Below are 17,816 nucleotides of genomic sequence, written 5' to 3'. Positions count from 1 at the left end.
CCCCGGCCCGGCGGACGCGACGCGGCTCACCGCTCGTCGGTGTCCCACCGGCGTGGGCTGTCCTCCCAGCGCGGATCCCGCCACGGGTCGGCCGGTTGGGGCGCGGCGGGGGTCGGCAGCGTCGGGGGCCAGTTGTCGACCGGCCGGGACTGGGGCATGGTCCAACCCGTGCTGATCGTGCCGTCGCCGACCGGCTCGGGTCGGTCGGTGCTGCCCGGTCGGGGCCGCCCGAACGTCTCGACCAGCCTGGTGACCAGCAGGCCGACGCCGAGCGCCACCCCGCCGACCGCCCAGTTGCTCAACGTCCAGCCACGCTCCGGCGCGTACGTCTGGAAGAGGGTGACCACTCCGACCGCCAGCACCGTGCCGAACACCCCACCCCGACGGCCGTACGCGCTGGTGCCCGCGAGCATGGCCACCCCCACCGCCAGCACCGTCCAGTCCAGGCCCGAGGTGGGCGCAACCGCTTCGAGGCCGTTGGCGGCAAACAGCACGCCGGCGAGGGCGGCCAGCACGCTGGAACCGACCAACGCGACAGCGGTGACCACTGCGGCCAACGTGCCCCGCCGACGGGCCGGATCGGCGATCGGCCGGTACCGGCCGGCCAGCCGGCGAACAGCCCGGGTGGCGCCGAACAACCCGCCGAGGATGGCCACCGCGGCGAAGCCGGCGATGAGATAACCGGCGTTGTGCCCGGGGTCGTAGTCGCCCTGCACCAGCACGGGCGCCGACCGACGTTCGATGTACACCACCACACCGGCCGCGCCGGCCAGGCTGGCAGCCCAACCGGGCACGTGCAGCACCACCACGACCAGCGCCAGCGCCAGCCCACCCAGCGCGGCCACGCCCACGGCCGGGCCGACCGACGCCGGCAGGCCCCGATCGCCCTGCTCGGCGTAGTGCAGGGCGGCGGCGAGCGCGATCGGCCCGACGGCCAGGTTCGGTGCCGCCGTCCGCAGGCTCAGCCCGGCAGCCAGGGCGAGCAGCCCCAGCCCGACCGCGGCGACCAGCAGCGTCCGCAGGTTGTCGCCGCGCAGGGCAGCCGAGTCTTCCTGCCAGAGCAGCCAGCCCAGGGCCGCCAGCCCGGCCAGCAGCAGGAACTCCCAGCCCAGGTGCACGCCGATCCGGTCCCGGCCGGGCTCTCCGTGGGTGGGGTCGTCGAAGACGTTCTCCAGAACGGCGGCGGGCACCCCCGACGAGGGTTCCGCCGACCGGTCCCGGCCAGCTTCTTCGTACCCCATACGCCGCCTCCCCAGTGGCCGGCCGTCCCCGGTCCGGCGCGCGGACGAACAGGGGCGGCCCTTGCTCCCCGATCGCAGGCACCGTACCCGCGCCCGCAGCCGGGCGTAACCCCCTGCTCAGCGCTGGCCGGGGCGGCTCTCCCGTGGGTCCTGCTCGCGCTCGTCGTCGGGGCGTTCCGGCACCCGGCAGGAACGCTCCAGCCACAACGCGGCACCGACCAGAGCCAGCGAGGCGAGCAGGCCCCCGGCCGCCGCCGGACGGTCGTCGAGGGCGGCGCGGGTGGTCTCCACGAAGAGCCAGCCGGTCAGCCCGGCGTAGAACCCCGCGAAGATGGCCGCGGCCAGTGCCGACGCCTTGGCCAGCACCACGAAACGGGCGACCATCAGCGGGTTGACCGGCTCCCGGCCGGGCTTGCGCTCGATCCGACCCCGGGTGTTGATCGCGGCATACGCCTCGAGCACGGCGAGCCCGGCCAGCGTCACCACCGGCAGCCAGGGCAGCCGGGGGATGCCGCTGTAGTAGAGGGTGCTGATCAGCAGCCAGGCCACCGCCGCGGCGGCCAGGGCGGCCACGACCAGGGTCGAGATCCGGGTGGGACCCATCCGGGACCGGTCCGGGCCCGACCCGCCCGGTGGTGGGGACTTCGCCTGCGTCATGCCGGCTGGCTCCGCTCGGTCATGCCGTCGACTCTAACGCCAACTCCGGCCGAGGACGCAGTTCCAGCGCCTCGTCCGCAGCGGGGCCGGTGGTCAGCAGGTCGGTCAGCCAGCCGTGACCGGGCAGCCGACCGTACGGCTGGATGTCGATCCACGGTCGCAGCACGAAGGCGCGCAGGTGCGCCCGTGGGTGCGGCAGGGTCAGCTCCGGGTCGTCGCTGAGCACCGGCTCGTCGTCGTCGCCCCAGACGGCGATCACGTCCACGTCCAGGGTCCGCGGCCCGAACCGCCGCTGTGGGTCACGCACGCGACCGGCCGCGCGCTCCGCGTCGCGGGCCCGCTCCAGCCAGTCGCGCGGTGTCGCGCTCTCGTCCTGGACCAGCAGCACCGCATTGAGGTACGCGGGCTGGTCGGCGTCGCCCCACGGTGGAGTCTCGTACACCCCGGAGAGCACGAGCACGGCGTCGCCGAGCGTGGCGACAGCCGTGCGCAGGTGCTCCAAACGGTCGCCCAGGTTGCTGCCGAGCGACAGCACCGCCCGGGTCACCGGGCACGCGCCCGGGTCATGGTGACGGCCACGTCGCTGAAGGTGTGCGGCACCGGGGCCTCCGGTTTGTGCACGGTGATCGTGGCGACGCCGACCCGTTCGTCGGCCAGGCAGACCGCGAGGAGCCGGTCCGCGAGGGTCTCGATCAGGTTGACCGGCTCGCCGGTCACCACGGCGACCAGGCGTTCGGCCAACTCGCCGTAGTGGACGGTGTCGGTGACGTCGTCGCTGGCAGCGGCCGGGGCGAGGTCCAGCTCGAGGACGGCGTCGACCACGAAGTCCTGCCCCTGCGCCCGCTCGAAGTCGTACACCCCGTGCCGGCCGTGGGCCCGCAGGCCGGTCAGCTGGATCCGGTCCGTCGTCATCGTTGCACCTCTTGCCGGTGGTGGTGGCTGCGCGCGCCCTGCTGGCGGTCGTGGTGCGCGCCGGCCAGGCGCGGGCTGCCGGTCGCGGCCCAGACGGCGAGCGCGTCGGCGGTGGCCCGCACGTCGTGCACGCGTACGCCCCAGGCGCCCGCGGCCACCGCCAGCACGCTGGTGGCCACTGTGGCCGCCTCCCGCTCGGCGGTCGGCCGTGGGGTGCCGTCGGGGGCGGCCAGCAGCCCACCGAGATAGGACTTGCGGCTGGCCCCGAAGAGCAGCGGGTAGCCGAGGTCCAGCAGCTCCGGCAGTCGGGCGCTGAGCTCCCAGTTGTGCGCGGCCGTCTTGGCGAAGCCGAGGCCGGGGTCGACGACGAGACGGTCGGCGGCCACCCCGGCGGCGAGCGCCGCGTCGATGCGTTGGGCCAGCTCGGCTCGGACGTCGGCGACCACGTCGGTGTAGGTGGCCAGCTCGCGCATCGTGCGGGAGTGCCCCCGCCAGTGCATCAGCACCCAGGGGCAGTGCGCGTCGCGTACCACGCGGGCCATGTCCGGGTCGGCCAGCCCGCCGGAGACGTCGTTGACCACCGCCGCACCGGCGGCCAGGGCGGCTTCCGCCACCCGCGCCCGGCTGGTGTCGATGCTGACCATGACGCCCGCCGCGGTCAGCTCGCGGATGACCGGCAGGACCCTGTCGACCTCGGTCGCGGCGTCGATCCGCTCGGCGCCCGGACGGGTCGACTCGCCGCCGATGTCGACCAGGTGCGCGCCAGCGTCGCGCAGACGGACGCCGTGTCCGACGGCCGCTTCGAGGTCGGCGTACCGTCCGCCGTCGGAGAAGGAGTCCGGTGTGACGTTGAGGACGCCCATCACCACCGGGCCCGGAGCCCGCACCAGATCGGTCACGACTAGACGGTACCGGTCGCGGCAGCGGCGTTCGCCGGCCCGGGTCGGGCTCCCATCACCACCCCTGACGTGCTCGTTAGAACAGGTGTACGATCGGTCATTCGGGCAGCATCGGGCAGGGCCTTCGCGGCTTGTCGCAATCCGGGGCGGCCCGTACGCTTTGGAATTGGCCAGCATCGAGATGGCGAAGCTTGGAGGGAGGGCCGAAGCGGGGGAAAACCGCCCAAACCTCGCCACCCTCCGTGGTGAGTAACGAACGCAGGGTCAAGAACGCTGCGCCCTGTGGAGCACATTTCCCGCCAGGTTCGTCCATTGCACCGCCGCGGCACCGCCGGCCGCGCTATGGGGAGGTTCCAGTGATCGCCTTCGAGCTCATGGAGACGGCGTCTTCGGGCGTCGCCCACGCGCTCTCCACTCTGGCGTCGACTCCACTCGCGGAGCCGGCACCGAAGGGGATCGACACCAACAGTGTCGTCACCTTCTTCGCCAGCAAGATCGCGCCGATCCTGCTCGCCGTCCTGGGCGTCATCTTCATCGGTCGCGCCAGCCGGGGCGAGATCTCCAAGGTGCTGACCAGCTCCGCGATCGCCATCGTCGGGCTCGCGTTCATCGCTGGCGCGGCAACACTCTTCTTCGTCGGCGATTACCTGATCGACCTGATCTTCGAATAGGCGCGTTCACCAGATGCGGCTGCGCACCGACGACGACATCTACCGGGCCCGCCTGGTCTACCTCGGGCCGCCCGGTTACACCCTTCCGGTCCACCTGCCCTACGCCCAGTACGGGCTCTTCATGCTGCTGGTCCCCCTCTACATGTTCATCCACTGGCTGTTCACGTTGACGGTCGAGCTCTTCCCGGCCTGGGAGATCGCGCTCGCCATCGTGACCACGTCGTTCATCTTCCGGCACGTCGACCCCGATCGGCCGGCGCGGGTGGTCATCCGCACCGCGCTGACCGACTGGCGACGCACCCGGGAGCCGGCGATCGAGCAGCGCGATCCGCGGCTGGTCGGCAGCCGGATCAGGATTCGGGAGGAGCTGGCATGACCGGGCGTACGCCGATTGGTCCGTCGCACGACGCGGGCGACACTGTGCCCACAGTCGCTGAGGCGGTCGCATGAGCCGCTCTTCCACGCCGGGTTCTCCGGCCGGCCGCCCGGCCGGACCGGCAGGTCACCGTGCGCACTCGTTCGACTACACCGAGGATGAGGACGAGGTGGCGCTCGACCCCGCGCTGGTGACGTCACCCGGCCACGGCGCGGTCGGCGTGTTCCAGGCGCCCCGGCCGATTCCTCGCCGGACGCCCCCGGCCGAGCCCAGCGCGGTCTCGGCCGGCGAGAACGCCGACATCGACTCCCCTTTCCTGGACCTCTTCGGCGGCGCTCGGCCCGGCGGGGCACGGGCCGTCACGGCCGGCCCGAGCACCCGGGAGCAGCCGGCGATCCCGCAGCAGCAGCTCCCGGCACCAGCTCGACCGGCTCCCGAGCTGGAGCCACCGTGGACGCCCGACGACCAGGCCGGCGGCCGCAGTGTCGAGCCCCGACACGGCGGCGCTCACCTGGGCGGCGAGTCACGGGTGCCGCATCAGGCCGGCGATCGGCTGCCGATGGTCCGTCCGCCGCGCGAGCCCGACGTCACCGCCGACGGCACATCCGGGTCGCGGACCAACGGCCCGACGACCCGACAACCTGACACCGCGCCCACCGCACGGCCGACGGCACCGGTGGACCAGCCAGTGTCGCCGGTTGGCGGACCAACCGCCCCGGTGGATCGCCCGGCAGTCCGCGCGAGAGCGGCCCGGCCAGCTCTGGAGGGGACCCAGCGCCGCGCCGCCGACTCGGAGCGACCCAAGGGTGCCGGGAAAGAGGTCGCCCCACCCCGCGAACGTGGTGCGAGCCGCCAGGACCGGCCGACCAAGCCGACCCGGATCCGCGCCCCGAAGATCAAGTTCGGTGACCGGGACCCGTCGGTCGAGCTGGCAATCACCGAGATCGCCGGTCACCTGACCTTCACTCCCAACACGGTCACCGCCTGGTACTGGCTGCCCGAGGTTCGCTGGGCGTTCCGCCCGGACGCCGAACGCGAAGCGTTGTTGTCGGCGATCTCCGAGCAGTACGCCGGCCTGGCCGGCTTCCGGCTGCACCTGCGCCGCACCACCCGGCCGTTCCCCGCCGACGAGTGGGCGCGCACCATCGACGCCCACACCGCCGCACCGCTCGCCGACGTTCCCGGCACCACCGGCTGGGCGGACCACCTGGTCGCCGCCCAGCGGCACCTGATGGCGGTCAACCACGCCGAAGGCCAGACCTACCTCGGTGTCACCTTCGCCCGCCGATCCCTCGGTGACTCGCTCACCGAACGCCTGCTGCGCACCTTCGGTCGGGGCACTGCCGACGGCGAACGCCGCAAGCTGGGCCGCACCGTGGAGCAGTTCGACGAGGTGCTCGGCGCGTTTGGCATGCGCGGTCGACGGGTCACCGCACAGGAGCTCGAATGGCTGCTCTACCGCTCGGTGGCGCTGTGCATGGCACCCCCCGGGCGGCTCTCCCCGGTGACCAACGGGCAATGGGAGCGCGGTGACCTGCTCGCCCTGACCGAGCAGGTCGAGCGCTACCGCACCCCGTACGGCTCCACAGTCAAGCTGGTCAACCGGATGACCGGCGAGGAACGGCACGTGGCCGTGCTCGCGGTCGGCCGGATGGAGCCGCTGGAGATCCCGGAACGGCACGAGCCCTGGCTGCACTTCCACGAGCGTCTGCCCTGGCCGATGGAGATCTCCACCCGCGTCGACATCCTCGGCTCCGGCGACTCCTTCCGTAACCTGGAACACCGGCTACGGATGATCCGCTCCCAGCAGCTCGACTACGCCGAGCACGGCATCGACGCACCGCCGGAGCTGGAGCGACTGGCCAAGCGGGCGCTGGTGATCGGCGACGAGATGACCACCGGCCTGCCGGTCGACTCGGCCCGTGCGCACGGCTGGCACCGGATCGCCGTCGGCGGCCGGACCAGGGAGGAGTGCATGGAGCGGGCCCGCCGGCTCATCCAGCTCTACTCCCGGGAGCTGCGCATCTCGCTGCAACACCCGAAGAACCAGGACTGGCTGGCCCGCGAGTTCATCCCCGGCGAGCCGATCGCCAACACCGGCTACGTTCGCCGCATGCCGGTGCCGCTGCTGGCCGCCGCACTCCCCCAGGCCGCATCGAACGTGGGCGACCGGCGGGGCGACCTCATCGGCCGGACCGCTGGCACCTGCCGCCGCCCGGTCTTCCTCGACCTGCACTTCCCCATGGAGGTCCGGGAACGCTCCGGGCTCGCTGTCTTCGTCGCCGAACCGGGCGGTGGAAAGTCCACCCTGCTCGGCGCGCTGGGCTACCTGGCCGCCCGCAGAGGTGTCCAGGTGACCCTGCTCGACCCGTCCGGGCCGCTGGCCCGACTCTGCGCCATGCCCGAGCTGCGGCCGTACTCCCGGGTGTTGAACCTGACCGGCTCGGAGCACGGCACCCTGGCGCCCTACTCGCTCATCCCGACGCCACTGCGCAGCGAGTTCGGCGCCGGGGCCGCCGGTGACCGGGAGTTCGAGATCGCGGTCTCCAACGCGCGGGCCGAACGGCGAATGCTGGTCCAGGACATCTGCATGATGCTCGTTCCGCCGCAGGTCGCCCGGGAGGCGTCGACCGCCACCCTGTTCCGGCACGCGGTCCGTCAGGTCCCCGCCGAGGAGACGTCCACCCTGGACGACGTCGTGAGCTGCCTCGGGCGCCTCGACGACGACGCCGGCAAGGAGCTGGCCAACCTCCTGCTGGACACCGCCGAGATGCCCCTGGCCATGCTCTTCTTCGGCCGGCCACCGGAGGGGCTGCTCGGCGCCGACGCCGCACTCACCGTGATCACCATGGCCGGGCTGCGGTTGCCCGACCTCAAGATCGAACGGGAGTACTGGTCAGCCGAGGAGGCACTGGCGCTGCCGATGCTGCACACCGCGCACCGGCTCGCCGTACGCCGCTGCTACGGCGGCTCGATGTCGTCGCGCAAGCTCGTCGGCCTGGACGAGGCGCACTTCATGGAGGGCTGGCGGTCCGGGCGTTCCTTCCTGGTCCGGCTCGCCCGCGACTCCCGCAAGTGGAACCTCGCCGCGCTGGTCGCCTCGCAGAACCCCAAGGACATCCTCGGCCTCGACGTGCAGAACCTCGTCTCCACCGTCTTCGTCGGCCGGATCGCCGAGGACGCCGAGATCGCCTCCGAAGCACTACGACTGCTGCGGGTGCCCGTCAACGACGGGTACGAAGCCACCCTCGCCTCACTCTCCGCCGCCGACACCAGCTCGTCCAACCGGCTCGGCTTCCGCGAGTTCGTGATGCGCGACGTCGACGGGCGGGTACAGAAGGTCCGCGTCGACGTCTCGTACGTCGAAGGGCTCCTGGACCACCTCGACACGACGCCCGCCGCGATCGCCGCGGCGGCCGGAGTGCTGCCGAGCATCCCCCTGCCGGATCTGGAGGCGTGACATGGCGAGGGCCCGAGCGAGGATCGTGTCGTTCCTGCTCGCCCTCGGCGTACTGGCCGGGGCCTCACTCAGCTGGCCGCTGATCGGAGCGGAAGCCGCAGCCGCCGCACCGCCCGTGGCCCAGGCCCGCGCCGACCTCTGCACCACGGCCGAGTGGCAGGCCGACTTCCGGGCCTGCGTGGGAAAGCTCCAAGCGGTCAGTGAGGACGAGGTCAAGTGTCGTAACGCGCCGACCCCCGGCACGCCGGACTCTGGACTCGCCGGCTGGTTCGCCGCCGCGCCGCCAGCGGAGGGAACGAATGGCGTAGCTGGCCGATACAGCCTGTACGGCTACGGGGGCTACAGCTATTCCACCTACGACATTGAGGGTGGCTGCGCGTCGAGCGTGCTTCATCCGGACTACAAGTTCACCACCACTATTGCCAATGGCGAGTTCATGGCCGCCACCGCAATCATCGGCGCGTCCAACGCGCTGCGAGAGCGAGCCTGGGACCCGGGCTCCATGTGGGGCTGGGCCGACCCGCTGGTCGAGCAGGCAACCAAGGCCGTGTACCAGAAGGTCTTCAGCGTCTTCGGCATCGTCACCCTCTGCGTAGTGGGGCTTTATCTGCTCTGGCGGTCCCGCCAATCGGACATGAGCAACGCGATGACCACCGCAGGCTGGGCGCTGCTCGTGATGGTCGCGGTCACGGCCCTGGCCGCCTGGCCGGTCAAGTCGGCGAACATCGCGGACGGTGCGTTGGTCACCAGTCTCGGCGTGGTCCACGACGCCGTTGGACCGCAGGCGAAGGAGCCGGACCCGGGACGGTGCATCGATCCTGACCCGAACCGCTGCAAGGATCTCCGGACCCCGGCCGTACGGGCCAGTGACACCGCCACCGAGACCATGCTCTACCGGAACTGGCTCCGTGGGGTGCTTGGTTCGGCGGATAGCGAGACCGCCCGCAAATACGGACCGGCCTTGTACGACGCACGGTCTCTCACGTGGGGCGAGGCTCAATCCATGCGCGCCAACCCGGCTACCCGAAAGGCGACGATCCAGGCGAAGCAGCAGCAGTGGGCGCGGGTGGCCCAGCAGATCCAGACCGAGGACCCGGAGGCGTACGAGTATCTCCAGGGTGTGCGGGACATGGATCGGGTGGGCGCGGGATTCATCGCGATGCTGGCCGCGTTTCTGTTCGCGATGTTCGACCTGACTGCGTCGTTGCTGGTTCTGCTGGGCTTCCTCATCTTCCGTTGGGCGGTGATCGCGGCACCCATTCTCGGCACGGTCGGTCTGCTCCGGCCGGCCAGTGCTGGGCTGCGCCGGCTGGCGAACGCGGTCGTCGCCGCCGTCTTCAACATCGCCATCTTCGGCACCGGGGCTGCCGTCTATCTGTTCGCTGTCGACCTGGTCATGAGCACGCCCACCCTGCCGGGCTGGCTCCAGGTGGTGCTGGTCTGGCTCTGCGGCGTGGTCGGCTGGCTGCTGCTGCGGCCGTACCGGCGAATCACCCAACTCGGCGGCAAGGACAGCAGCGAAGCGGTCAGCTCCGCCGGGTCCTGGCACCGCCGGTTCTTCCGGGACATGCGGACAGCCGCGCGACTGGACGTGGCCGAGCCGGGTGGCACGGCCGAACCGGTGGGTGGGCGTCGACGGTCGCCGAACGCGGAGCAGACCCGGCTGCGCCCGGAGGCCCGCCGGGAGGACCCGGTCTCCACGCCGACGGTTGTTGCCGAGGGCCAGCGTGCTGGCGCCGGGCGACCCGACGGTCGGGAACGGCCCGACGAGGCACCGGCGGAGGAGACCAGAGGCCGAGGTCGTCCGGTCGCCCCCCAACCTCGTCGCCGGCAGCCGGCGACGTGGACCGAGCCGGACGTGCCGGCCGAGAACCCGTCGTTCGTGGTCTACCGTCCGGGCTCCACGGAGCGCACGCCGGACCGGACCGGACCGCGGGTGCGCTCAGAGGCACGGTGACGGCGATGCGACGGGCTCTGGAGTTTCTCTTCACCCGAGCGCTGCGGTCCCGGCTGGGAGTGGCACTGGTCATCGCGGTGATCGTCCTCGGTGTGCTCGGGGCGGCACGGCTGATCTCCGACCCGGCCGCTCCGGCGGACGGGTTGAGTAACCGGCCGAACCGGCCGATCACCACCGTGGACCCGACGGCTGGCGACGATGGCGTGCTCACCAGCCCGGCGCCACCGTCACCCGTGACGTCGCCCGGCGCCGGCACGCCGGAGCAGACCTCCGACCGTTTTGCCGCAGCCTGGCTCGGCCGACCTGGAATGACCGCTGAGCAGTGGCAGGACGGCCTCAAGCCGTTGTCCACACCGGCGCTGACCGAGAAGCTCGCCGGTGTTGATCCCGAGAGCGTCCCGGCCGAGAAGGTCAGCGGCGCACCGTCGGTGCGGGCGCGCACCGAGACGTTCGTCGAGGTACTACTGCCGCTCGACAACGGCCGACTGCGGCTGGAACTGGTGGCTGCGGCTGGGGGCTGGCTGGTCGACGTGGTGGATTGGGAACGGCCATGACCGGCGCCAGCCGGCGGTCAGTGCGGATCGGCGTGATCGCCAGCATCCTCACCGGTGTGCTTCTCCTTCTCTGCTGCACCGGGGGTACTGCGGCGTTCTTCCTCAGTGGGCTCGGCGGCGACGGTGAGGACGGGGACTCCTTGGCAGGCTTCGGCTGCGGCCCGATCCGCCCGGTGGACATCGTGGGCGAGCTGCCGCGGTTCACCGAGTACGGCGACGCACAGGTCCGCAACGCTGCCATCATCATCAAGGTCGGCCAGGACCTGGGGGTGCCCTCCCGGGGCTGGGTGATCGCGCTGGCGACCGCGATGCAGGAGTCCGCGCTGCGCAACCTGGCGAACAGTGACGTGCCCGAGTCCCTGGCCCTGCCACACGAGGGCGTCGGAGCGGACCACGACTCGCTGGGCCTGTTCCAGCAGCGGCCGGGGTGGGGCTCGGTCGCCGAGCGGATGACCCCCTCGTACACGGCTGGCAAGTTCTACGAGAAGCTCGTCAAGGTCCGGAGCTGGCAACGCCGACCGCTGACAGTGGTGGCGCAGCAGGTTCAGATCAGCGCCTATCCGGACGCGTACGCCAAGCACGAGGAGCTGGCCAGCAAGATCGTGGATGCGCTGGCCGGTGGGGCGGCCCGTACCGTCGAGATCAACGGCAAGGCGGTGTGCGACGCGGCCGAGCGTGGCGAGATTGCTGCCTCCGGCTGGACCGCGCCGATCCCTGGCGACGTCGGTTCCGGCTTTCGCACCGCCAGCCGGCCCAGCCACAACGGGGTGGACATCGGCGCGGCCAAGGGCACCGAGATTCGCGCCGCCGCAGCCGGTCGGGTGCTGGTCGCCCGCTGCGACCCGGACAACAGGGGCCGGCGGGACTGCGACGTGGACGGGTACCCCGACAAGGGCGGCTGCGGTTGGTACGTCGACCTGCTGCACGCTGGCGGCTACATCACCCGGTACTGCCACATGGTGGTTCAGCCGCGCGTCAGACTGCATCAGATCGTCCCGGCCGGTGAGGTCATCGGGCAGGTTGGCAGCAGCGGCAACTCGTCCGGGCCGCACCTGCATTTCGAGGTGCACCTGCGCAACGACCGGTCCAGCCGGGGCGCGGTCGATCCGGTCCCGTTCATGCGCGCACGGGGTGCCCCGCTGCGCGCCGCCGAGTGAGACCGCCACGGGGATGACCGGACCGCTGCCGGACCCGTTCGCCGACCAGCCCGACTGGGCACCACGGCCACCCCGTCCGCTGACCATCGTCCCCGCCACCGAGCGGGTGGAGCTCCGCGGGCGCCGGGTTCTCGTCGGGCTGCCGGGGCTGGGCTGGCGCGGCGACCTGCGCGCGGACGACCGGGTGGTGCAGAGCGCACGGACCTACGTGCCGGTGATCCCCGAGCACGAGTGGTACCGCGCCGAGGCCGACCAGGTCGAGGTGTTCGCGCCGCTGGTGCCGGTGGAGCGGGTCTGGGTGGAGACGGTCGGCAGGCAGGTTGATTCGGAAGGTGGTCGGGACACCGGAATCCGGCTGGTCTCGCTGGACGGTCCGGCACACCGGACCCCCACACCGGTCTTCGAGGCGGACGCCGTCACCGGGCGCCGGGTCGTGCACGTCGAGGGCGGTCTGGAGCACCGCGACCTGCGAGCGGTCACCGAAACCTACTCCGGTGCCGAAGGGGACATCTGCGTGCGGATCACGCCCGAGGTGGAGTGGTACCGCTGGGCTTGGCGCGGTCAGTCCCCAACCACGCTGGAGGTCCCGGTCCATCTGTTGTGGATCGAATAAGAGTCAGCTAATTCTCATGCCGGCGCAGACGCGCCACCCATCCCTGTCCCTCACCTCGAACCGCCAAGTGTCCGCCAAGCTCTGATGAACTCCGTCAATTGAGGCGCTGCGCCGGATGACAGCGATCACGGATGCGTCTGCAGCAGCGGTGTTAGAAACAGCAACATTCTCGATATTGATCGAGAATGAGACGCCCAGCTCTTGCTCTCGTCCGGCTATTTGGGCGGCGAGCTCGTCTACCGCAGAGACCGTGCCATCGCAGGTAAACAATTTTGCTCGGCTTGGATCGCGAGAGACGAGGGCTGCCTGAAGATAGTTGACCACAGCCACGTCCGGAGTGCTGCGATCCGGGGCTGCCGCTCGGTTGTACAGCACATATCCCGCAATGATCCCGCCCAGGCAGAGCAGCGCCAGCACCCCAGCCACGACCGTGAGCACCGTCCGCATTCGGCGGCGCGGCGGCTGCGGCGCCGGCGTTGGCGCGGCCGGCGGCAGCTGCTCGGACGGTGTCCGTTGGGCCGGTACGCGGGAGACCTGGGAACCGGCGGGGGGCTGCACTGATTCCACCTCCTGAAGTTATCGGCTGGACGCCTCGGAGCCAATAGCCTCAGATCCAGCGGATCGTGACGGACCCCTCCCCACCGGTGAGATCCACGACATCCCTGGCGCATCGCCGGGGCACCTCCCGGAGGAGCGGACCCGGCTGGGATACCGTCTCTGCTCGGGAGGGGTTGCCAACCTCGGGCAGAGGGGGTGGACGCGGTGGCCGGTCCGAAGGCACGTACGAACCGCGCCGCAGCTCTGCACCGCCGGGCGGCGGCCGTCGCCACCGCCGCTGCCGGGATCCTGGACGAGACCCGACCCGCTCCGGCCGATCAGCGCCGCCAGTACGAGGTGGCCGACCGCCTGCGGGAGGTTGCGGCACGACTGGCGCCGGGTTGGTCGGGCGCGGCACTGGACTCGCTCACCGTGGACACTCCGGCGGGTGACTGTCCGCCGCCGTTCGTCCGGGTCGGCACGGCGGCGCCGTTGGACGACGCCCGTTTTCCCGCGTTGGTGCCACTGGTCGGCACCGGGCATCTGAGCGTGGACGCTGACGCCCGGGAGCCGCGGGTGGCGGGGTTGCTCCGGGCCGTACTCCTGCGGTTGTTGGGCGCGGCACCGGCGGGTGCGCTGTTGATTCGCGCGGTGGATGCCACGGGTGTCGTGCTGACGCCGTTCGGTGCGCTCGCTGATGCTGGCCTGCTGCCGCCGCCGGCGGTGGACGTGACGAGTCTGCGTGCGGTGCTGACCGAGGCGGAGCAGTGGGTCACGCCGGGTGCGAGCGGGCGCCGCCGCCACGACCGGACGTTGTTGTTGGTGGTCGCGGCGCTGCCGGATTCGGCCGGTCCGAGTGATCTGGCGCGGATCGAGGCGCTGGCCGAGCAGGGGCCTGCGGCGGGGCTGCACCTGGTGGTGGCGGGCTGGCCGCCGGCCGGCCCGTATTCGGCCCGGGCGCCGCTGCCGCACACCACCTCATTGGTGCTGCGCAACGCGTACGCGTTGCTCGGTGATCCGCCGGGGGCGTCCTTCGCCGGGCCGGGCGCCGATCCGCCGGGTGGGTTGAATTCACCGGTCTTCGTCGAGTCGGACCCGCCGGCTGAGCTGGTCGATGCGGTCTGTCGGCGGCTCGCCGAGCAGGTGGAGGCGGGTTCCCGGTTGGGGTTGGCGGCCCTGTTGCCGGCGACGGGTGAGCGGCTGTGGGAGTCGAGTTCCGCGGACGGGTTGACGACCACGGTCGGTGACGCCGGGGGCCGGTCGGTGCCGTTGGGCTTCACCGAGCTGACTCCGCACTGGCTGGTGAGCGGCCGGTCCGCCGGGGGTCGCGCGGCGTTCCTGACCACCGCGTTGCTCGGTCTGGCCGCCCGGTACGGCCCGGAGGACCTGGAGCTCTACCTGGTGGATCTCGGTGACGGTGAGTCCTTCGTGGAGTTCCTGCAGACCGAGCGCGACCGGTCGTGGATTCCGCAGGTGCGCGCTGCCGCGATGGCCGCCGACCGGGAGTACGTCCGGGATCTGCTCGACGAGCTGATGGCCGAGGTGCAGCGGCGGACGGAGGCCGGTGCGCGGGCTGGCGGGCAGCGCTTCGCGGAGTTGCGTCAGCATCGGCAGCTGCCACGGATCGTCTGTGTGTTGGACAATGTGCCGCTGCTCTTCGCCGAACGGGACCGGTTGGCGGCCGAGGTGGCGGCGCAGTTGGACGGGCTGGCCCGGGCCGGTCGGGCGTACGGCGTGCACCTGGTGCTGGCCGGTGCGGGTGAGCTGGGGTTGAATGCCCGCGCGGATGCCGGTCACCGGGATTCGGTGCTCGGGCAGTTCCCGGTGCGGGTGGCGTTGCCGGGTGGCAGCCCGGTGTTGGAGCCGACGAATGATTCGGCGGCTGGTCTGCCGGTGGGCAGTGCGGTGGTCAACACCGCTGGTGGGCTCGGTGGTCCCCGGGGCGCGATCCGAGGTCACGAACGGTTGATCCGTCACCCCGACCCGCAGGACCACCCGGATGTGGTGGAGGCGCTGCGGCACGAGCTGTGGGCGGCCCGGCCGGCCGGTTCGGTGCCACCTGTGGTCTTCGCCGGTTACGCCCGACCCCTGTTGAGCAACGATCCGCGACACCGGGCGGCCCTGGCGGGGCAGGCCCACGGTCCGGCCGCTCTGCTGGGTCGTGCGGTGGACGTGACCCGCTCGACGGTCGCCGTGCCGTTGGGGCCTGCGGCCGGGCGCAACCTGGCGGTGCTGGGGTCGGGTGTCGCAGCGGGCGGGCTGCTGGTCACGGCGGCCCGGAGCACCGCGGACCATCACCCGCCGGGCACCGCCCGTTTCCTGGTGGCGGCACCGGACCCGGGCTCCCGAGCGCTGGCGGAGGCGTTGACGGCCGAGTTGGCGGCCCGGCATTCGGCCGAGATGGTGGATCTGCCGACGCTGCTCGCCGACCCGGCCGACGAGTTGCCGACGTACCTGGTGGTCTTCGGCCTGGACCGGCCGGGTCCCCGGGAGCTGCCGGTGGACCGGCTGCGGGCGCTCCTGCGGGACGGGCCGCCGGCCGGCAGACACCTGCTGGGCTGGTGGCGGGCGGTGCCGCCGTTCGCTGCGCTGTTCGAGCCGGCGGGCGAGGTCGACAAGCTTGCCGCCGTGGTCGTGTTGGACGTGCCGGTCGCGCAGCTCACTCCGGTCTTCGGGCGGCCGGTGGAGTGGCGGGCCCGCCCCGACCGGGCGGTGCTCTGGGACGGCCCGGACGAGCGGGGCCGGGTCCTGGTGCCGTTCGCCGACGAGGCCGGCTGATCCGGTGACGCGAGCGGGGGGTGTCGAGATGGGTCCGAACGCGACGGTGACCGGGCCGGGGCGGCAGCGCGCCGCCGCGGCGGGCGGAGACGCCACGCCGACGGCGGTCGAGCCCGGCGCGGCCTGGGGTGAGTATCTGGCCGCGGCACGTCAGCTGGACGGGGTACGCCGCAGCGCGGCTGCCGCAGCGGGTGAGCAGGCCCGGTCGGCGGAGGCTGCCCGGGAGGAGCTGACGGTGGTCCGTAGTGGGCTCGCGAGTCAGCAGGAACTTCTGCGGGAGCTGGGCGTGCCGGCGATCTCCCTGGTGCCGTCGCCGCCGGAGCTGACCGAGGCGGCCCGGTCGATGGCGGGCGGCCCGGCTGCGGTGTTGGCGGCGCTGCGGGCCGCGCGGGGTCGGGCCGAGGCGGCGGACGCGGCCCTGGCCGCGCGCGGCCGGTTCCGGCCGGGGTCGTGGCCGGCGCGGGCCCGCAACCTCCTGGTGTACGGGCCGTTCGCGCTGGTGGTGCCGCTGATCCAGGTCGCGGTTTACGCGGCCACGGGCATCGGGCCGGCCAGTGTGGCGGCGTTGATCTGCGGGCTGCCGATGCCGGCGGTCGCGTTCGTCGCCGGGTGGGTGGGCATCGGTCGGTTGTTCCGTGTGGGCCCCGCCGAGCGGCTGGACCGTACGGTGCGCTTCGGCGCGCTGGTGTGCCTGGTGCCGGCGGTGCTGGTCACGGCCGGCCTGTTGCTGGCCCTGCTGGCCGGCTGACCCACCGGGGTCTCCCGGGAGGACGGGCAGCAACGGAAACGGCCGGCCGTCCCGGGAGGGGGTCGGCCGGCCGTGGTGTGTCCAGGGGTGTCAGCGGGGGATGATCAGCGCCATCGCCTCGGCCCGCGACTTGGAGTCCGTCTGCAGGATGCCGCGCACGGCTGAGGTGATGGTCTTGGCACCGGACTTCTGGATGCCGCGCATCGCCATGCACATGTGCTCACACTCCAGCACGACGACGACGCCGCGTGGGGCGAGCTTGCTCATCAGCAGGTCGGCGACCTGCGAGGTGAGCCGCTCCTGCACCTGGGGTCGACGGGCGAAGACCTCGACCAGTCGGGCCAGCTTGGACAGGCCGGTGATCCGCCCGTCCGGGCCGGGGATGTAGCCGATGTGCGCGCTGCCGCGGAACGGCAACAGGTGATGCTCACAGAGGCTCATCACGTCGATGTCCCGAACGATCACCAGCTCTTCGTGGTTGGCCTCGAAGGTGGTGCTGAGCACCTGAGCCGGGTCGACCCGCAGGCCGGCGAAGAGTTCGGCGTACGCGCGGGCGACCCGGGCCGGGGTCTGCTGGAGCCCGTCGCGGTCCGGGTCCTCACCGACGGCGATCAGGATCTCGCGGACGGCCTTCTCGATCCGGCCGAGGTCGACGGCGTCCTCGACCGGGCGGCCGGTCAGCTTGCCGCTGATCAGCCGCGCGGCCACGAAGTCGAGCTCGTCGTCGGGTTCGGTCGCGGAGACGGCCAGCTCCCGGTGGGGGGAGCTGGCCGTCGGGTCGTTGCTCAGTGCGTGCCGTCCGAGTTGTTGGACGGCGCCCCGCCACCGACGGACGCCTGCGCGCCGTCAGCCTCGGCCTGCGCCTTGAGCTTGTCCTTCTCCGCGGGGGTGAGCACGGGCGGTTCGGTGGACGGCTGGCGCTTGCCAAAGCCGTTGTACGGAGCCAGCGGCGGACGCTTGACCACCCGGGAGCAGATCCGCGCCATGTCGGCCGTGGAGAGGGTTTCCTTCTCCATCAGCTCAAGCACGATGTTGTCCAGGACGTCCCGGTATTCCACCAGGATCTCCCAGGCCTCGTCGTGCGCCAGCTCGACCAGTGCCCGCATCTCGCCGTCGATCTCGGCGGCCACCGAGTCGGAGTAGTCCCGCTCGTGGCCCATGTTGCGACCGAGGAACGGCTCGTCTCCGCTGGTGCCGTACTTGATCGCACCGAGCTTGGAACTCATGCCGTACTGGGTGATCATCGCGCGGGCCAG

At 72.0% G+C, this 17,816-nt stretch carries 16 protein-coding genes and 1 pseudogene; 9 read left to right on the top strand and 8 right to left on the bottom strand.

The window, feature by feature from the left end; translation table 11 throughout:
* Nucleotides 1–26: 26 nt before the first annotated feature.
* From KBX34_RS15335 to folP, 5 genes are all read right to left on the bottom strand, one after another.
* On the bottom strand, nucleotides 27–1,241 hold the full coding sequence (locus KBX34_RS15335; protein ID WP_210925537.1) for an ABC transporter permease: 1,215 nt from the start codon (nucleotides 1,239–1,241) through the stop codon (nucleotides 27–29).
* A gap of 117 nt (nucleotides 1,242–1,358) precedes the next feature.
* The gene (locus KBX34_RS15330; RefSeq protein ID WP_088950531.1) at nucleotides 1,359–1,898 is read right to left on the bottom strand and encodes a DUF3180 domain-containing protein; all 540 of its coding nucleotides are present in this window, start codon (nucleotides 1,896–1,898) and stop codon (nucleotides 1,359–1,361) included.
* Nucleotides 1,899–1,917: 19 nt separating this feature from the next.
* Nucleotides 1,918–2,445, bottom strand: coding sequence for a 2-amino-4-hydroxy-6-hydroxymethyldihydropteridine diphosphokinase (gene folK, locus KBX34_RS15325; RefSeq protein ID WP_088950532.1), 528 nt, complete (start codon nucleotides 2,443–2,445; stop codon nucleotides 1,918–1,920).
* Complete coding sequence (gene folB, locus KBX34_RS15320) at nucleotides 2,442–2,810, bottom strand: dihydroneopterin aldolase (RefSeq protein ID WP_099849121.1); 369 nt, start codon at nucleotides 2,808–2,810, stop codon at nucleotides 2,442–2,444. Before folB ends, folK begins: the two co-directional genes overlap by 4 nt.
* The gene (folP, locus tag KBX34_RS15315) at nucleotides 2,807–3,709 is read right to left on the bottom strand and encodes a dihydropteroate synthase (RefSeq protein WP_210925535.1); all 903 of its coding nucleotides are present in this window, start codon (nucleotides 3,707–3,709) and stop codon (nucleotides 2,807–2,809) included. Before folP ends, folB begins: the two co-directional genes overlap by 4 nt.
* A 356-nt stretch (nucleotides 3,710–4,065) precedes the next feature.
* On the opposite strand from folP, the gene KBX34_RS15310 reads away from it, so the two are divergent.
* From KBX34_RS15310 to KBX34_RS15280, 7 genes are all read left to right on the top strand, one after another.
* On the top strand, nucleotides 4,066–4,380 hold the full coding sequence (locus tag KBX34_RS15310) for a hypothetical protein (RefSeq protein WP_074315118.1): 315 nt from the start codon (nucleotides 4,066–4,068) through the stop codon (nucleotides 4,378–4,380).
* Nucleotides 4,381–4,393: 13 nt separating this feature from the next.
* A complete protein-coding gene (locus KBX34_RS15305; RefSeq protein ID WP_007466101.1) occupies nucleotides 4,394–4,756 on the top strand; it encodes a hypothetical protein in 363 nt (120 codons plus the stop codon).
* Nucleotides 4,757–4,826: 70 nt separating this feature from the next.
* Nucleotides 4,827–8,216 (top strand): ATP-binding protein, encoded by a 3,390-nt coding sequence (locus KBX34_RS15300; protein ID WP_210925533.1) that lies wholly within the window; start codon nucleotides 4,827–4,829, stop codon nucleotides 8,214–8,216.
* Between the two features lies 1 nt (nucleotide 8,217).
* The gene (locus KBX34_RS15295) at nucleotides 8,218–10,173 is read left to right on the top strand and encodes an MFS transporter (RefSeq protein WP_210925531.1); all 1,956 of its coding nucleotides are present in this window, start codon (nucleotides 8,218–8,220) and stop codon (nucleotides 10,171–10,173) included.
* Nucleotides 10,170–10,727: a hypothetical protein gene (locus KBX34_RS15290; RefSeq protein WP_210925529.1), complete on the top strand. Its 558-nt coding sequence runs from the start codon at nucleotides 10,170–10,172 to the stop codon at nucleotides 10,725–10,727. Before KBX34_RS15295 ends, KBX34_RS15290 begins: the two co-directional genes overlap by 4 nt.
* Nucleotides 10,724–11,884, top strand: a complete 1,161-nt coding sequence (locus tag KBX34_RS15285) for a M23 family metallopeptidase (protein ID WP_210925526.1) — start codon at nucleotides 10,724–10,726, stop codon at nucleotides 11,882–11,884. The genes KBX34_RS15290 and KBX34_RS15285 overlap by 4 nt, the downstream gene beginning before the upstream one ends.
* 13 nt (nucleotides 11,885–11,897) lie before the next feature.
* Nucleotides 11,898–12,497: a hypothetical protein gene (locus KBX34_RS15280; RefSeq protein WP_088952070.1), complete on the top strand. Its 600-nt coding sequence runs from the start codon at nucleotides 11,898–11,900 to the stop codon at nucleotides 12,495–12,497.
* A gap of 3 nt (nucleotides 12,498–12,500) precedes the next feature.
* Here KBX34_RS15280 and KBX34_RS15275 read toward each other — a convergent pair whose 3' ends face one another.
* Nucleotides 12,501–13,055, bottom strand: a complete 555-nt coding sequence (locus tag KBX34_RS15275; RefSeq protein ID WP_210925585.1) for a hypothetical protein — start codon at nucleotides 13,053–13,055, stop codon at nucleotides 12,501–12,503.
* A 195-nt stretch (nucleotides 13,056–13,250) separates the two neighbouring features.
* Here KBX34_RS15275 and KBX34_RS15270 point away from each other — a divergent pair, with 195 nt between their 5' ends.
* Together KBX34_RS15270 and KBX34_RS15265 are read left to right on the top strand one after the other, a co-directional pair.
* Complete coding sequence (locus KBX34_RS15270) at nucleotides 13,251–15,812, top strand: FtsK/SpoIIIE domain-containing protein (protein ID WP_210925524.1); 2,562 nt, start codon at nucleotides 13,251–13,253, stop codon at nucleotides 15,810–15,812.
* Between the two features lie 28 nt (nucleotides 15,813–15,840).
* The gene (locus tag KBX34_RS15265; RefSeq protein WP_088950541.1) at nucleotides 15,841–16,560 is read left to right on the top strand and encodes a hypothetical protein; all 720 of its coding nucleotides are present in this window, start codon (nucleotides 15,841–15,843) and stop codon (nucleotides 16,558–16,560) included.
* Between the two features lie 90 nt (nucleotides 16,561–16,650).
* Here KBX34_RS15265 and folE read toward each other — a convergent pair whose 3' ends face one another.
* Both folE and KBX34_RS15255 read right to left on the bottom strand, forming a co-directional pair.
* Complete coding sequence (gene folE / locus KBX34_RS15260; protein WP_088950542.1) at nucleotides 16,651–17,310, bottom strand: GTP cyclohydrolase I FolE; 660 nt, start codon at nucleotides 17,308–17,310, stop codon at nucleotides 16,651–16,653.
* Nucleotides 17,311–17,345: 35 nt separating this feature from the next.
* Nucleotides 17,346–17,816, bottom strand: a pseudogene (locus KBX34_RS15255) (cell division protein FtsH); the annotation flags it as partial.

This window comes from Micromonospora sp. M61, assembly GCF_018070245.1.
In the GTDB taxonomy this organism is placed as follows: Bacteria; Actinomycetota; Actinomycetes; order Mycobacteriales; family Micromonosporaceae; genus Micromonospora; species Micromonospora zamorensis.
The sequence above is the reverse complement of the archived record's forward strand: the minus strand, read 5'-3'. Positions and strand labels throughout refer to the sequence as shown.

What these genes read in the sequence shown, in the direction of transcription:
- KBX34_RS15305 (WP_007466101.1), top strand. Translation starts at nt 4,394, where the DNA reads ATGCGGCTGCGCACCGACGACGACATCTACCGGGCCCGCCTGGTCTAC.
- KBX34_RS15280 (WP_088952070.1), top strand. Translation starts at nt 11,898, where the DNA reads ATGACCGGACCGCTGCCGGACCCGTTCGCCGACCAGCCCGACTGGGCA.
- KBX34_RS15330 (WP_088950531.1), bottom strand. Translation starts at nt 1,898, where the DNA reads ATGACGCAGGCGAAGTCCCCACCACCGGGCGGGTCGGGCCCGGACCGG.
- KBX34_RS15300 (WP_210925533.1), top strand. Translation starts at nt 4,827, where the DNA reads ATGAGCCGCTCTTCCACGCCGGGTTCTCCGGCCGGCCGCCCGGCCGGA.
- folB (WP_099849121.1), bottom strand. Translation starts at nt 2,810, where the DNA reads ATGACGACGGACCGGATCCAGCTGACCGGCCTGCGGGCCCACGGCCGG.
- KBX34_RS15285 (WP_210925526.1), top strand. Translation starts at nt 10,724, where the DNA reads ATGACCGGCGCCAGCCGGCGGTCAGTGCGGATCGGCGTGATCGCCAGC.
- KBX34_RS15265 (WP_088950541.1), top strand. Translation starts at nt 15,841, where the DNA reads ATGGGTCCGAACGCGACGGTGACCGGGCCGGGGCGGCAGCGCGCCGCC.
- KBX34_RS15335 (WP_210925537.1), bottom strand. Translation starts at nt 1,241, where the DNA reads ATGGGGTACGAAGAAGCTGGCCGGGACCGGTCGGCGGAACCCTCGTCG.
- KBX34_RS15295 (WP_210925531.1), top strand. Translation starts at nt 8,218, where the DNA reads ATGGCGAGGGCCCGAGCGAGGATCGTGTCGTTCCTGCTCGCCCTCGGC.